This window comes from Burkholderia cepacia complex sp. TUM26381 (genome assembly GCF_057439935.1).
This window is the reverse complement of the sequence record NZ_CM172006.1, coordinates 908,870-924,612: the sequence shown is the minus strand read 5'-3', so window position 1 is coordinate 924,612 and position 15,743 is coordinate 908,870. Positions and strand designations below refer to the sequence as shown.

Genomic DNA, 15,743 nt, shown 5'->3' with positions numbered 1-15,743 from the left:
AGTGACAGCGTTACAGGAGACCGAAGCCCGCGAGCGCCGACTTCACCTGCGCGATCGACGGGGGCTGCCCCGCCGTGCCGAGATTGACGACGTTCGGCGACCAGTAGCCGCCGGTCCGCCAGGCCGTCGCGAAATTGTACAGTTCGACCGTCGGACGCTTCAGCGCGGCCGCGATGTGAACCAGACCTGTATCAACCCCGACGGTCGCGGCCGCGCCGTCGATCAGACCGACCACGGCCGGCAACGACAGCTTCGGCGGCACGATCGCCGCCGCACCGAACTCCTTCGCGAGCCGCTCGCTGGTCGCGCGCTCCGCGTCGTTGCCCCACGGCAGCACGAGCGATGCGCCGCGCCGCACGAGCGCCTGGCCGAGCTCGATCCACGCGGCGTCCGGCCACTGCTTGTCGGCGCGCGACGTCGCATGGACGAACACGACGTACGGCACCGGCAGGTTCAGGCCGAGCGCGGCCACCGCGAGTGCCGCCGCGCGCGTGTCGAGGCCGAAGTCGACCGGATCGGCCGGCGTCGGCGCCGGGTCGCCCAGCGCCGCCGCGACGAGCTGCCGCGAGCGCTCGACGACGTGCGTGCGCGGCGCAATCGGCACGCGCTTGCGATAGAAGAAGCGCACCGGCCATTCATAGCCGGCGCCGTCGGTACGGTTGCCGAGCCCGACGAGCGGGCCGCGCGCCCAGCTTGCGACCCAGGCCGTCTTGATGAGGCCCTGGCAGTCGATCACGAGGTCGTACTGCTCGGCCGCGAGGCGCCGGCGGAACGCGCGGATCTCGCGCCACGTGGCGCCCGACAGCGGCTTCTTGCGCCAGCGGCGCAGCGAGAACGGCAGCACGTTGCGCACGCCGTCGACGAGCCGCACGAGGTCGACGAAGCTTTCCTCGACGAGCCAGTCGATCTGCGCATCGGGGTGGCGGCGCCGGATATCGGCGATCACCGGCATGTTGTGCACGACGTCGCCCAGCGACGACACGCGCACGATCAGGATCTTTTGCACGCTGAAAAAACGCCGGCTGGCAGCCGGCGACAAGCATAAAGGGGGGATTTTATCTCGCCCGGCGGGCCGGACAGACAAAAAGCGGCCGCACGCCCGTGGCGTGCGCCGCTTTTCGGGAGGATCGCGGCCGATGACCCGGCCGCGGCGCCGCCGGCGGCCCGCAGGCCGCCGGCGCTCAGAACGGCAGCTTGACGTCCGGCTTCGCGGCCGTCAGCACACGGCGGAAGTCTTCCTGGATGCGCTTGAGCCCTTCCTTCGTCTCGGATTCGAAGCGCATCACGACGACCGGCGTGGTGTTCGACGAACGCGCGAGGCCGAAGCCGTCCGGGTACTCGACGCGCAGGCCGTCGATCGTCACGACTTCCTCGGCGCCGTCGAACTTCGCCTCTTTCTGCAGCTTGTCGATCAGGCGGAAGTTCTCGCCCTCGTCGAGCCACAGCTGCAGCTCGGGCGTGCTCATCGCGTCCGGCAGCCCGTTGAGCAGCGCGCTCGGGTCGGCCGTCTTCGTGAGGATCTCGAGCAGGCGCGCCCCCGTGTAGAGGCCGTCGTCGAAGCCGTACCAGCGATCCTTGAAGAACACGTGGCCGCTCATTTCACCGGCGAGCGGCGCACCCGTCTCGCGCAGCTTCGCCTTCACGAGCGAGTGGCCCGTCTTCCACATCAGCGGCTCGCCGCCCTTCGACTTGATCCACTGCGCGAGGTGGCGCGTGCACTTCACGTCGTAAATGATCTGCGCGCCCGGGTTGCGCGACAGCACCTCTTCCGCGAACAGCATCAGCTGGCGGTCCGGATAGATGATCCGGCCGTCCTTCGTGACGACGCCGAGGCGGTCGCCATCGCCGTCGAACGCGAAGCCGAGCTCGGCATCGGTGTCCTTCAGCGCCTGGATCACGTCCTGCAGGTTTTCCGGGTGCGCGGGATCGGGGTGGTGGTTCGGGAACGTGCCGTCGATGTCGGTGAAGCGCTCGACGAGTTCGCAGCCGAGCGCCTTGAACAGGCGCGTCGCGAGCGGGCCGGCGACGCCGTTGCCGGCGTCGACGACGAGCTTCAGCGGCCGCGCGAGCTTCACGTCGCCGACGATGCGCGCGATGTACTGATCGGCAACGTCGATCTCCTCATAGGTGCCGCTGCCCGACTCGAAGCGCTCGTCGACAATGCGGCGGTACAGCGCCTGGATCTGCTCGCCGTAGATCGCGGCGCCGCGCAGCACCATCTTGAAGCCGTTGTAGTCGGGCGGGTTGTGGCTGCCCGTGACGACGATGCACGAATCGACGCGGCGCTCGCCGCCCTTCAGCGCCAGCGGCACGTTCGCCGCGAAATAACCGACCGGCGTGGGCACCATCCCGACGTCGACGACGTCGACGCCCGCCGCACGCAGGCCGTCGGCCAGCGCACCGACGAGTTCCGGCCCGGACAGACGGCCGTCGCGCGCGACGACGACCGCGTCGCCGCCCTGTGCACGCACTTCGCTGCCGAATGCCCGGCCGATCCCGCGCGCGGTGTCGACGTCGAGTGTCTTGCCGACCACGCCACGAATGTCATATGCCTTGAAGATGGATTGGGAGATCATCGATTCACTTCTCTCTCAGTTGCGTGCATGGAAAATTGTCAGGCCTGCGTGGCTGCCTCTCGCCGGTGCCGCGCATGATACATGCCTGCCGGCGGAACACGGAGCGGAACGGCTGGAGCGGCCGCGATCCCACTTATAATCGCGGGTTTTGATGACGCGCATGTCGCCCATTTTAATGCCTAGCCGTCCCGCCGCCGCTAACCCGCAGCCTCCGGCCGCCCCCCGCGCGTGCCGCCCCAGCGCATGCTGAAGCGCTTCGGCAACCCGGACGTCGCGAAGGCCGTCGCGAACCTCGTCTGGCTGGGGCTCGAACGGCTCACGCAGATCGGCGTCGCGATCGCGATCAGCGGCCTGCTGGCCCGTTATTTCGGGCCAGATGTGTTCGGCAAATGGCAGTATGCGAATACGCTTCTCCTGGTACTGGCGCCGCTCACCTGGGTGTGCGGCGCGGAAATCCTCGTCCCGACCATCGTCCAGCGCCCGCCCGCCCAGCTCGGCGCGGTGCTCGGCAGCGCGTTCGCGCTGCGCATCGCCGTGTCGGCCGCCGCGCTCGCCGCGACCTGGATTGCGATCGCCGCGGGCGCGTTCGACCCGCTGGTCGGCGCGATGCTCGCGGGCCTGGCGGTCACGATGGTGTTCCGCGAACCGTTCGTCGGCGTGATCAACGCGTGGCTGCAGAGCATGACCTACAGCAAGCCGCAGCTCGTCGCCAGCATGATCACCGCGCTCGCCAAGGCGCTGCTCGTGTGGCTGCTGGTCCGCGCGGCGGCCGGCCCCGCACGCTTCGCGTGGCTGTGGGCGCTCGAGGCCGCCGCAATCGGCTTCGCGCTGCTGCTGTACTACCGGCATCGCAACGGCGGCACGCTCGGCTGGACGCTCGACAAGCCGTTGTTCCGGCACTTTGCGACGGCCGGCACCGTGTTCTGGCTCGGCCTCATCTGCATGTACCTGTTCCTGAAGCTCGACCGCCTGATGCTCGAGCGTCACGTGTCGTTCGCCGATCTCGGCCGCTATTCGGCCGCGCAGCAGCTCAACGAGAACTGGATCACGCTCGCGCTGATGCTCGCGCAGACGATCGCGCCCGCCTTCGTCTACCGCGTGCAGGACGTCGCGCGGCTGCGCCGCAACATCGTCCGGCTGATCGCGATGACGGCCTGCCTGATGACGGCCGGCGCGCTCGTGCTCGACGCGGCCGCCCCGCTGATCGTCGGCAAGGTGTTCGGCCACGGCTACGAGGCATCGGTCGACATCTTCCGCTGGGCCGTCTGGCTGTCCGTGCCGGCCGGCATCGAGGCGATAGGCAATCTTATCGTTCTCAAATATCAAGCAAAATTCGTGTTGCTGTCGAAATGGCTGCTCGCGCTGGCGATCGCCGCGCTCGTCAACCTGTTCGCGATCCCGCGGCTCGGCCTGTACGGCGCGCTCGTCGGGCTGGCGGCCGGCTACCTGGCCGCCGCCGCCGTCAACTTTTATTACATCCGTTTCAAGCTGCGAACATGACGTCCCCTGATTGCCCGCCCCCGCTCGACGACGTGGCCGTGCTGATGCCGGCCTACAACGGGCACGACGACGTCGTCCGGACCCTCGCGTCGTTTCGCGAGGATGCGCCCGTCCACGTGCTGATCGTCGACGATGGCAGCACGCCGCCGATCGTCGCGCCCGACCTGCCGGGCCTGTCGATCGACGTGCTGCGCATGCCGCAGAACGGCGGCATCGAACGCGCGCTCGCGGCCGGCATCGACGCGCTCGCGGCCCGCGGCTTCCGCTATGCGGCACGCATCGATGCCGGCGACCTTTCCGCGCCGCAGCGCCTCGCGAAGGAGCGCGCGTTTCTCGGCGCCCACCCGAACGTGGCCTGCGTCGGCATGTGGACGCAGGTCGTGTCGCGTGCCGGCGAGCCGCGCTTCATGCTGACGCCGCCCGCCGATCCGCGCACGCTGCGCCGCACGCGCTTCCTGCGCTCGCCGCTCGTGCATCCGTCGGTCATGCTGCGCATCGACGCCGTGCGCGAAGTGGGCAACTATCGCGCGAAATACCGTGCGGCCGAGGATCTCGATCTTTTTTTGCGGTTAATGCAACGCTACGATTGCGCGAACCTGCCGGAACTCGGCCTGTATTACGAGCTTAACGAGGGCGGGATCAGCGCGACCAAACGCCGGCGCCAGCTGGTATCGACGCTCACGCTGCTGCTGCGCCACTTCAACGCGCTGAACCCGTACGACTGGGCCGGCCTCGCCAAGAACCTGCTGCATTTCGTGACGCCGTACCGTACGCTGCAGCGGATCAAGCAGACGCTGTTCGCCGCGCGGCCGTCCGCCTGACGCGTTTCCGGCATTTTCGACGCTTTATTTTTTCTTTTTTTCATGTCCGCCACCTCCCCGCTGCGCATTGCGCTCGTCTGCAACACGGCCTGGGCGATCCATACCTATCGCCACGGGCTGATCCGTGCGCTCGTCGCGCGCGGCGCCGAGGTCGTCGTGATCGCGCCGCACGACCGCACGGTGCCCTTGCTCGAGCAGATGGGCTGCCGCTACGTGGCGCTCGCGGTCGCGTCGAAGGGCACGAGCCCGCGCGAGGATCTCGGCACGCTCGCCGCGCTGGCGCGCCATTACCGCGCGCTGAAGCCCGATCTCGTGTTCCATTACACGATCAAGCCGAACATCTACGGCTCGGTTGCCGCGTGGCTCGCGCGCGTGCCGTCGATCGCGGTGACGACGGGCCTCGGCTACGTGTTCATCCAGAAGAGCCGCGCGGCGAGCGTCGCGAAGCGCCTGTACCGGTTCGCGTTCCGCTTCCCGCGCGAAGTGTGGTTCCTGAACCGCGACGATCTCGCGACCTTCACCGACGAGCAGTTGCTCGCGCACCCCGATCGCGCGCGGCTGCTGCACGGCGAAGGCGTCGATCTCGAACAGTTCTCGCCGGTGCCGCTGCCCGCCGGCGACGCCCCCGTCTTCATCCTGATCGGCCGGCTGCTGTGGGACAAGGGCGTGCGCGAATACGTCGAGGCCGCGCGCCTCGTGCGGGCCCGCGTCCCGGACGCGCGCTTCCAGCTGCTCGGGCCGCTCGGCGTCGACAATCCGAGCGCGATCGGCCGCGCGGATGTCGACGCGTGGGTCCGCGAAGGCGTCATCGAATATCTCGGCGAGGCGCACGACGTACGCCCGCACATCGCGGCGGCCGACTGCGTCGTGCTGCCGTCGTATCGCGAAGGCGTGCCGCGCACGCTGATGGAAGCGTCGGCGATGGGCCGCCCGATCGTCGCGACCGACGTGCCGGGCTGCCGCGACGTCGTCGCCGACGGCGAAACCGGCTTCCTGTGCCGCGTGCGCGACAGCGCAAGCCTCGCGGAGCAACTGCTCCGCATGATCGAACTCGGAACGGCCGGACGCGACGCGATGGGCGCACGCGGCCGGCAGAAGGTCACGGCGGAATTCGACGAACAGCAGGTCGTCGAACGCTACCGGCGTACCATCCATTCGTTAACCGGTATCACCCTCTGAAGGAGCGCATCAGCAATGACCGCTAAAGGCACCATCCTCGTCACCGGCGGAGCGGGCTATATCGGCTCGCATACGACCGTCGAGCTGCTCGGCAACGGCTACGACGTCGTGATCGTCGACAACCTCGTCAACAGCAAGTCCGAGTCCGTGCGGCGCATCACGCAGATCACGGGCAAGACGCCCGCGTTCCACCAGGTCGACGTGTGCGACGAAGCCGCGCTCGCGAAGGTGTTCGACGCGCACCCGATCACCGGCACGATTCACTTCGCGGCGCTCAAGGCCGTCGGCGAATCGGTCGAGAAGCCGCTCGAGTACTACCAGAACAACATCGGCGGCCTGCTCGCCGTGCTCAAGGTCATGCGCGAGCGCAACGTCAAGCAGTTCGTGTTCAGCTCGTCCGCGACCGTGTACGGCGTACCCGAGCGCTCGCCGATCGACGAATCGTTCCCGCTGTCCGCGACGAACCCGTACGGCCAGTCGAAGCTGATCGCCGAGCAGATCCTGCGCGATCTCGAAGTCTCGGACCCGACGTGGCGGATCGCCACGCTGCGCTATTTCAACCCGGTCGGCGCACATGCGAGCGGGCTGATCGGCGAGGATCCGGCCGGCATCCCGAACAACCTGATGCCGTATGTCGCGCAGGTCGCGGTCGGCAAGCTGGAAAAGCTGCGCGTGTTCGGCTCCGACTACCCGACGCCGGACGGCACGGGCGTACGCGACTACATCCACGTCGTCGATCTCGCGAAGGGGCACATCGCCGCGCTCGACGCGCTGACGAAGCGCGACGCGAGCTTCGTCGTGAACCTCGGCACCGGCCAGGGCTACAGCGTGCTGGAAGTCGTGCGCGCATTCGAGAAGGCGTCGGGCCGCCCGGTGCCGTACGAGCTCGTCGCACGCCGCCCGGGCGACATCGGCGAGTGTTACGCGAACCCGCAGGCCGCGGCCGACATCATCGGCTGGCGTGCCGCGCTCGGTATTGAAGAAATGTGTGCCGACCACTGGCGATGGCAGGAGGGGAACCCGCGCGGTTTTGTATAATCCGCTGTCCATTTTTCGAGCGATCCCATGCTCAGCTTCGCGTCCGGCTTCATCGTCTCCCTGCTCGTCACGCTGTTCATCGTGCGCTACGCGCACCTTCACGAGAAATTCTCGATCGACAGCGACCTGGCCGGCGTGCAGAAATTCCACGTGCGGCCCGTGCCGCGGGTCGGGGGCATCGGGATCCTCGCAGGCGTCGTCGCGTCGGCGCTGCTGCTCACGGAACGCTACCCGACGATTGCCGGCAGCATTCTCGGCATCGTGGCCTGCGGGATGCCGGCGTTCCTGTCCGGCCTCGTCGAGGACCTGACCAAACGCGTGTCGCCGCGCGCGCGGCTGCTCTGCACGATGGGCGCGGCCGCGCTTGCATTCTGGCTGATGAACATCGCGGTCACGCGCATCAGCGTGCCGCCGCTCGACTTCCTGCTCGGCTACGTCGCCATTTCGGCATTCGTCACCGTGCTCGCGGTCGCGGCGCTCGCGAATGCGATCAACATCATCGACGGCTTCAACGGCCTCGCGTCGATGGTCAGCTTCATGATGTTCGCGTCGCTCGCGTACGTGGCGTTCCAGGTCCGCGACCCGGTCGTGATGTCCGCGTCGATCATCATGATGGGCGCCGTACTCGGCTTCTTCCTGTGGAATTTCCCGGCCGGGCTGATCTTCCTCGGCGACGGCGGCGCGTATTTCATCGGCTTCATGCTCGCGGAACTCGCGATCATGCTCGTGATGCGCAACCGCGAGGTATCGGCGTGGTACCCCGTGCTGCTGTTCATGTATCCGATCTTCGAGACCTGCTTCTCGATCTACCGGAAGAAATTCATCCGCGGCATGTCGCCCGGCATTCCGGACGGCGTGCACCTGCACATGCTCGTGTACAAGCGGCTGATGCGCTGGGCCGTCGGCACGAAGCACGCGCACGACCTAACGCGCCGCAATTCGCTGACGTCGCCGTACCTGTGGCTGCTGTGCCTCGTCGCGGTGATCCCGGCTACGCTGTTCTGGCGGCACACCGTGCACCTGTTCGTGTTCGTCGTGCTGTTCGCGCTGACCTACGTGTGGCTGTACATCAGCATCGTGCGGTTCCGCGCGCCGCGGTGGATGGTGGTGCGCAAGCACCGGCACAGCCGCTGAACACCTGGGCCGCTCACGACCCGGCATGAAAAAAGCGCCCCGCGGGGCGCTTTTCTTTTGGGCGAAACGGCGGCCGCAGGTGGCCGCGCCGCCGCGGCACGGCCGTCAGCGGTTCGACGCGACCCGCACGCTCTTCAGGGCCGGCACGGTGGCCGTCTGATACTCGGGCACCCAGCGCCGCAGGTCGCGCCGCACTTCGTCGTCAGGCAGCACGCGATGCTGCATCAGCCACGGCAGCAGCTCGTCGAGGAAATTGTCCGGCGTTTCGCGCGCACGTGCGATCCGCAGCTTCGGATGCGGCGTGCGCGTCGTCGCCTCGTCGTCCGCGAGCAATTCCTCGTAGAGCTTCTCGCCCGGCCGCAGCCCGGTGAACTCGATGCGGATCTGTTCTTCCGAGAAACCGTACAGGCGGATCAGGTCGCACGCGAGATCGACGATCTTCACCGGTTCGCCCATGTCGAGAATGAAGATCTCGCCGCCATGCCCCATGCTCGATGCCTGCAGCACGAGCTGCGACGCTTCCGGGATCGTCATGAAGAAGCGCGTGATCTCCGGGTGCGTGACCGTCACCGGGCCGCCCTTCGCGATCTGCTGCTGGAACTTCGGAATCACGCTGCCGGCGCTGCCGAGCACGTTGCCGAAGCGCACCGTCTCGAACTGCGTGCGCCCGCTCGTCTGCTGCAACGCCTGGCAGGCCATTTCGGCCAGGCGCTTGCTCGCGCCCATCACGTTGGTCGGATTGACGGCCTTGTCGGTCGAGATCAGCACGAAGTGACGCACGTCGTGGCGGATCGCCGCACGGGCCACGCGATAGGTGCCGAGCACGTTGTTGCGCAGCGCCTGCCACGCGTTGTGCTCCTCCATCAGCGGCACGTGCTTGTAGGCGGCCGCGTGGAACACGATGTGCGGTGCGTGGCGCGACATCACCTGGTCGAGCAGCAGCGAATCTTTCGCATCGCCGATGATCGGCAGGACCGGCAGATCGGGGAAGCGCTCGCGCAGCTCCTCGGTCAGCCGGTACATCGCGTATTCGGACAGGTCGAACGCGACGAGTTGCGCCGGCGCGAAGCGCAGGATCTGCCGGCACAGCTCGGAGCCGATCGAGCCACCCGCGCCCGTCACCATCACGACACGGCCACGCAGCAGCGCCTCGACGTGCGGCGTGTCGATCGTCACGGCGTCGCGGCCGAGCAGATCCTCGAGATCGATGTTCCGTACCTGCGACAGGAAGCCCTGCCCCGGCATCAGCGCGGTCAGCGAAGGCAGCACCATCGCCTTCACGCCGGCCCGCACGCACAGCGTCGCGACGCGGCGCTGCACCTCGACCGACGCCGACGGAATCGCGATGATCGCGTATTCGACCTTCATCGCGTCGGTCCAGTGCTTGAGGTCGTTGAACGAGCCCAGCACCTTGTAACCGTAGACCTCCCGGCCCTGCTTGGTGACGTCGTCATCGAGCAGACCGACGAGACGCCACTCGCCGGAGCGCGACAGTTCGCGCGCGAGGCTCGCGCCGGCCGTGCCCGCGCCGAGCACCAGCACCGGCTTGCCCTTCCCGACGAGCCCGCCGTACAGGTAATACTCCTTGGTCGCGCGATACAGCGCGCGCGCGCCGCCCATCGCCAGGAACAGCATCAGCGGCGACACGAGCAGCACCGAGCGCGGAATGATCGGCACCGGCTGGAACATTACCGCGCCGATCATCACGATCACGCCGCCGCCGCCCACTGCCTTCGCAATGCGCATCAGGTCGGGCAGGCTCGCAAACACCCACAGCCCGCGATACAGGCCGAACACGTGGAACATCAGCGCGTACACGGGCAGCACCCACGTCAGCGCCATCAGCGCGCCACCGAGGAAATCGGGCGGAACGCTACCGTTGAAGCGGACGAGATAGGCGAACAGCCAGGCGGCAAGTACCGCCAGCAGGTCGAACAGGAAAGCACTCAGTGACAGCCAAGATGCTTTGGATCGCAACATCGGCGGGAGACCTCAAGATTTGTTTTCGGTGACCGTACCGACCCGGCGCCAGCGCGCGTCGATCGCGCAGCCAATACACGCCAGCACGCCATACCAGGCGGCCAACAGCCCCCACTGCTGCATGGCCGGGCGGTCCAATGCCCACAGGCCTGTGATTATGCCCGCGAGCATCACGAGGTACCAGTAAATGGCGGTGCGCCGATGGCCCGTGCCGGAGCGCACCATTCGCTGATAGTAATGCTCCCGGTGCGCCTGCCAGAACTTTTCCCCGCGTAACAAACGTCTCGCAAGTGTTACAGATGCATCGGCAATAAAGGGCGAGAACACCATCGCCGGAAACCAGATCGGCCAGACCCCGCCGCGCCAGCCCCAGTAGCCGAGCGCGCCCGCCATGAACCCGAGCGGAATCGAGCCCGCGTCGCCGAGAAACAGCTTCGCCGGATGGAAATTCAGCAGCAGAAAGCCGAACGCGGCGCCCGCAATCGCTGCGCCGCCCACGACGAGATCCGGCGCCGGCTGCGCACCGGCCAGCGCGGCGGCCGCATAGGCGCCGAAGCCGAACAGCGCCATGCCGCCGGCGAGACCGTCCGCGCCGTCCATGAAGTTGTACAGATTGGTCAGCCAGATCATCCCGAAACCGACGCCGGCAAGGAGCCACCATGGCGCGGCGGCCGGATAGACGGCGATCAGCGCGACGACCGCGGCAAGGTGCGCGGCGAACCGGACCCGCGCCGGCAACCCGCGCCGGTCGTCGAGCTGCGACAGCGCGGCCAGCCCGGCGGCGGCCACCGCCACCAGCCACATCGACGGCGCAAGCCACAGGATCGCGATCACGGACACGGGCACGATGCCCCAGCCGCCGACGCGCGGGGTCGGCAGCGTATGCAGCGAACGGTCGTTCGGAATATCGGTCGCGAGTCGCCAGGCCAGCCCCGTGGCGAGCAGCGTCCGCAGGATGAGCGTCGAGGCGACGGCGGCGGCCAGAGCCACTCCGGTCGCCGTGAGCCACGTGGTAATCGCGGGATGCATATTGTCTATTTCTGTCTGTCGCGCGAACGATACCACGCGGCGGTCGCTTCGAGGCCCTGCCGCGTCGTATGGGGCGGTTGCCAGTCCAGCACGCGCTTCATGCGGCCGGCATCGAGCTGCAGGCTGCCGGTCAGGCGCTCGACGGCGGCGCTGCGGCCGGTCAGCCTGCCGAGTGCGCGCAGCAGCGCGACGGGTACCGGGAACAGCCGCGCCGGCCGGCCGAGCGCAGCACCGACCATCCGCAGCAATCCGGCGACCGACGGCGCATCGTCGTCGGCGACATGAAAGCATTCGCCCGCGGCCCGCGGGTCGATCGCGCAGCGCAGCAGCGCGTCCGCGAGATTGTCGACGTAGACGAGGCTGCGACGCGCCGCTATTGCACCCAGCGGGAGCGGCAGCCCTCGCGACACGGCATCCATCATCCGCAGGAAGTTCGCGCGCACGCCGGGACCGTAGACGAGCGGCGGACGGACGACGACCACGTCGATACCCGCGCGCAACCCGAATTGCGCGAGCGCCTGTTCCGCGCGCCATTTCGAACGCCCATAGGGATCCAGCGGCGCAGGCACGGCGTCTTCCGCGAGCGGCACGCCGCGATCGCCCTCGCCGACCGCCTTGATGCTGCTGGCGAACACGAAGCGGCGGGCGCCGTGCGCGCGCGCCGCCTCGGCCACGCGCAGCGTCCCCGCAACGTTGGTCGCCTCGAATGCGGCATCCGGATCGGGCGACTCGTCGCGCATCACGTGAACGCGCGCAGCCAGGTGAATCACGCAGTCGGCTTCGAGATCGGCCGGCCACGCGTCGACCAGCCCGGCGAAATCCGGTGCATCGTGCACCCATTCGCGAACCCCGTCGACGCACCCGCCGGGACGGCGCACCAGCGCCGTGACCGTATGGCCCGCCGCGAGCGCCAGCCGGCAGACCGCGCGGCCGACGAAGCCGTTCGCGCCCGTCACGACGAGGCGGGTCACCAGAGCCTCCAGCCGAAGCGGTTGTAGAACTTGAACGCCGACGCCGCGAACATGCGGATGTGCGCGGAACCCTTGCGGGACGCGCCGCCGCCGTGGTGGATCACGCGCGCCAGCGGCACGTAGACGGTGCGCGCGCACTGGCCGGTCCGCAAGCTGAGGTCGTAATCCTCGAAGTACAGGAAATAGCGCGGATCGAAGCCCTGCAGGCGCGCGAGCACGTCGGTACGGAACAGCATGAAACAGCCGCTGACGATCGGCGGATCCCACACGACATCCGTTTCGTTGATGCGGTCGCGCATCTCGTAGCGGGCCAGCCGACGCTCGAACGGCGGGCGCAGGGCCGACGGCAGGAAGCCCCTGACCAGGAGATCCACCAGCGCCGGATAGCGGCGGCACAGATACTGGATCCGGCCCGAATCGTCGCCGATGCGCGGCGTCAGCAGGCCAGCTTCGGGATGCGTATCGAGAAACTCGAGTGCCTGCGCGAGCGCATCCTGATCGAGGTCGATATCGGGGTTCAGGATCAGGTGATAACGGCTGCGCGCCGCTTCGATCGCGAGGTTGTGCCCGCGTCCGTAGCCGACGTTGCCGTGACCCGACAGCACGCCGTACCCGATACCGGCCTGCTCGAACGCGGCGCGCTCCGCCGCGAGGTCCGGCAAGCCGCCGTTATCGACCACGCACACGCTGATCGCGCTGCCGCCGCGCACGGCCTGAAGGCGCGCACATGCCGCGCGGAGACTGGAGAACGTGCGCGCGAGAAGCGCCTCGTCCGGGTGGTACGTCACAATGGAAATCGACAGGACTTCGTCGACGGAATGCGGAGAGCGAAAGGATGCTTGCGGATGAGATGTCACGTGCTGACTATCGTTAACATTTGGCGCGAGGGGAATCCGCGAGTGTGCGCAGCCATGCCTGCACACGCAACCGGGATTGCCATTTGTAGCAATTATGCCGTGGCGGCGGGCGCCACGGGCATCCCGGCGGGAAAAAGGGCCGCAAGACAGGGGCTCGTTGCCCCGCTCCGGCCGGCGCCGCGCGGCGCCGAAACGCCAAATGCTTCTGTATATAATGCGTCACCTCGATACGCATCCCGCCAGCTGCACCCTATGTTTGATATTTCGGTGATTCTCAACGCTCACAATGAGGGCGGCATCATCAACCGGACGCTCCGGTCCCTGGCTGAAGCGTCAGACTTCGCAAGAGCCCGCGGTATCACCCTGGAAATTGTCGTCGTCCTCGATAACCCGAACGAAGCGACCCGCTCCGTCATCGCATCGGCTGACCTCTCCAGTTTCGACGGAGTCCAGACGATCGAGGTGTCGAACCGCTCGCTGGGTCTGAGCAGAAACTCCGGTTGCGAGATCGCGCAAGGCGAGTATTTCGCCACGGCCGATGCCGACGATCTCGTCTCGTTCAACTTCTTCGTCGAAGCACTGGCTGCGGCCAAGCGCTACGGCAACGATGCGCTGCTGTTCCCGCAGTACCTGATCGCATTCGGTTCGATGTACTTCATTACCGAATACGGCGAAGCGGACCTGATGCCGTTCCTGCTGGCGGACATCCATCCGTACGTGTCGCGCGTGTTCTTCCATCGCTCGACGTTCGAGCGCCTCAAGTACGTTCACTGCGACACGCAACGCGGCCACGCATTCGAGGACTGGCACTTCAATGCGAGCGCGATCGCGCTCGGGATGAAGGCGCACTACATCCCCGACTCCGTGCTTTACTATCGCCAGCGCCAGCAGAGCATCATGGCGGCCGCGCGCAACCAGAGCGTCGAGCTCGAAACACCGGATACCGACCTGTTCGACCCGGCCGTTTACCTGCGCGTGTTCGCGGACGACTATCGCGCGTATCGCGCCGGCGAACGCATGCTGCCGCCGTGGTACGACGTCAAGCAGAAGTTCCTCGGCAGCCGGCTGCTGTCCGACATGACCGAGGCGGCCAACCGGATCGACCCGGCCGTCGACACGCTGTCGCTGCGGCACGGCAGCCAGACGAGCGCGATGTGGTCGACGCCCGAGCCGTCCGCGGTCTACTACGAGATGTGCGAGGCCATTCGCGACGCCGGCCCGATCACGGACGTGTTCCTGATCCCGTTCCTGCCCGCCGGCGGCGCGGAGCGCTACATCCTCGACGTGATGAACGGCCTGCTGGCATGCGGCGCGTCGAAGCGCATCCTCGTGCTGTCCGGCGAGCCGATGGAGAAGCACGCGTGGCTGTCGCGGCTGCCCGACGCGGCGATCTTCGTCGACATCGCGGTGCTCGGCCAGAAGCTCGACGACCGCCAGCGCGATCGCATCACCGCGCGCCTGATTCGCGCCGCGGCACCCGATGCCCGGCTGCACGTTCGCGCATGCGTGTTTTCCCACCGCATGCTGAGCCGTCATTTCGCGCAGTTCAGCGGGCGTGACGTCACGTACTACCGGTTCTGCGACACGCGCGTCTACGAAAACGACGTATCGATCATCTCCGGCGGCGCGGTCGAGTTCCTGACGAACAACATCCAGCACATCACGCGAATCGTCACCGACAACGGCCAAACGGTCGTCGACGACGAATTCATCTTCGGCGCCAGCGCGTCCCGCTGGAACAACCTTCCCGCGCTGCTGCACGGCGTCAAGGAACCGACGCTCCACGCGACGCCGCGCCGCCGCCTGCTGTGGGCATCGCGGCTGGATGGCCAGAAGCGGCCGCAACTGGCCGTCGCGCTGTCGAAGTACTTCGCGCAGAGCGGCACCGGCATCACGCTCGACCTGTACGGCGGCATTACGCCGGGGTTCGAAGTCGACCTGGCCGGCGCAAGCTACAAGGGGCCGTTTTCGGCGTTCGCGGATCTTCCGCTGCACGAGTACGACGCGCTCGTCTATACGTCGTGGTTCGACGGATTGCCGAACGTCATTCTCGAAGCGATGGGCTCGGGGCTCCCGGTCATCGCGCCGAACATCGGCGGTATCGGCGAAGCCGTGCTCGACGGCGAGACCGGCCTCCTCATCGAGGCATCGAACGACCTCGACGAAGCCGTCGACGCGTATCGCGAAGCCATCGAGCGCCTGTACGCCCAACCCGGTCTGCTCGGCGCGCTGTCGAAGCGCGCGTCCGACTACGTTCACGACAAGCACGGCGACGCACAGTACGTCGCGAACATTCAGCGGATATTCGGTATGAATGCCTCCCATCAAGAGTCCCACCCGCCTGCCCAGGCGCCTGTCGGCCAAGCCGCGTCATCCGCGGAAAACCAGGAAGAACTGCGTCGCCTGAGGCGCGAGCTCGCGGACGCACGCGCAAAGCTGCTCGTCCACGCTCGCGAAGCCGACGTCCTCCGCAGCGAGTCGGTCGAACTGCGGCAATACGCGAACCAGTGGGTCGCGTTTCAGCGCGCGCGCATTTTCATCGTCTATCGCGCGTATCTGCGCCTGCACCGGATTCCGGTGCTGGGCCCGCTGCTGCGGGCAATCATGCGGCCGTTCACGGGGAAGTAACCACGGCCCGGCACCGCGCCGGGCAAACCG

At 67.4% G+C, this 15,743-nt stretch carries 12 protein-coding genes; 6 read left to right on the top strand and 6 right to left on the bottom strand.

Annotation, left to right across the window (positions count from 1 at the left end):
* Positions 1-10: 10 nt before the first annotated feature.
* Together waaC and ACWMMN_RS04315 are read right to left on the bottom strand one after the other, a co-directional pair.
* The gene (waaC, locus tag ACWMMN_RS04320) at positions 11-1,006 is read right to left on the bottom strand and encodes a lipopolysaccharide heptosyltransferase I (RefSeq protein WP_256085641.1); all 996 of its coding nucleotides are present in this window, start codon (positions 1,004-1,006) and stop codon (positions 11-13) included.
* Between the two features lie 175 nt (positions 1,007-1,181).
* On the bottom strand, positions 1,182-2,576 hold the full coding sequence (locus ACWMMN_RS04315) for a phosphomannomutase/phosphoglucomutase (protein WP_486423014.1): 1,395 nt from the start codon (positions 2,574-2,576) through the stop codon (positions 1,182-1,184).
* A gap of 243 nt (positions 2,577-2,819) precedes the next feature.
* On the opposite strand from ACWMMN_RS04315, the gene ACWMMN_RS04310 reads away from it, so the two are divergent.
* The 5 genes from ACWMMN_RS04310 to ACWMMN_RS04290 are packed head-to-tail and all read left to right on the top strand — an operon-like array spanning position 2,820 to position 8,248.
* Complete coding sequence (locus ACWMMN_RS04310) at positions 2,820-4,076, top strand: lipopolysaccharide biosynthesis protein (RefSeq protein WP_059235743.1); 1,257 nt, start codon at positions 2,820-2,822, stop codon at positions 4,074-4,076.
* Positions 4,073-4,897, top strand: a complete 825-nt coding sequence (locus ACWMMN_RS04305; protein ID WP_059235745.1) for a glycosyltransferase — start codon at positions 4,073-4,075, stop codon at positions 4,895-4,897. Before ACWMMN_RS04310 ends, ACWMMN_RS04305 begins: the two co-directional genes overlap by 4 nt.
* Positions 4,898-4,939: 42 nt before the next feature.
* A complete protein-coding gene (locus ACWMMN_RS04300) occupies positions 4,940-6,076 on the top strand; it encodes a glycosyltransferase family 4 protein (RefSeq protein ID WP_059235748.1) in 1,137 nt (378 codons plus the stop codon).
* 15 nt (positions 6,077-6,091) lie between these two features.
* Complete coding sequence (galE, locus tag ACWMMN_RS04295; protein ID WP_059235750.1) at positions 6,092-7,114, top strand: UDP-glucose 4-epimerase GalE; 1,023 nt, start codon at positions 6,092-6,094, stop codon at positions 7,112-7,114.
* Between the two features lie 27 nt (positions 7,115-7,141).
* Entirely contained in the window at positions 7,142-8,248 is a 1,107-nt protein-coding gene (locus tag ACWMMN_RS04290) for an MraY family glycosyltransferase (protein ID WP_059235752.1), read from the top strand.
* A 105-nt stretch (positions 8,249-8,353) separates the two neighbouring features.
* On the opposite strand, the gene ACWMMN_RS04285 is transcribed toward ACWMMN_RS04290, so the two are convergent.
* The 4 genes from ACWMMN_RS04285 to ACWMMN_RS04270 are packed head-to-tail and all read right to left on the bottom strand — an operon-like array spanning position 8,354 to position 13,016.
* Entirely contained in the window at positions 8,354-10,228 is a 1,875-nt protein-coding gene (locus tag ACWMMN_RS04285; protein ID WP_059235754.1) for a polysaccharide biosynthesis protein, read from the bottom strand.
* A gap of 12 nt (positions 10,229-10,240) precedes the next feature.
* The gene (locus tag ACWMMN_RS04280) at positions 10,241-11,257 is read right to left on the bottom strand and encodes an MraY family glycosyltransferase (RefSeq protein WP_059235757.1); all 1,017 of its coding nucleotides are present in this window, start codon (positions 11,255-11,257) and stop codon (positions 10,241-10,243) included.
* A 5-nt stretch (positions 11,258-11,262) separates the two neighbouring features.
* Positions 11,263-12,228, bottom strand: coding sequence for a UDP-glucose 4-epimerase family protein (locus ACWMMN_RS04275; RefSeq protein WP_059235759.1), 966 nt, complete (start codon positions 12,226-12,228; stop codon positions 11,263-11,265).
* Complete coding sequence (locus tag ACWMMN_RS04270) at positions 12,225-13,016, bottom strand: glycosyltransferase family 2 protein (RefSeq protein ID WP_422674300.1); 792 nt, start codon at positions 13,014-13,016, stop codon at positions 12,225-12,227. Before ACWMMN_RS04270 ends, ACWMMN_RS04275 begins: the two co-directional genes overlap by 4 nt.
* A gap of 123 nt (positions 13,017-13,139) precedes the next feature.
* On the opposite strand from ACWMMN_RS04270, the gene ACWMMN_RS04265 reads away from it, so the two are divergent.
* Positions 13,140-15,713 carry a glycosyltransferase gene (locus ACWMMN_RS04265; protein ID WP_486423013.1) on the top strand — a complete coding sequence of 858 codons (2,574 nt, stop codon included), beginning with the start codon at positions 13,140-13,142 and terminating at the stop codon, positions 15,711-15,713.
* Positions 15,714-15,743 lie beyond the last annotated feature (30 nt).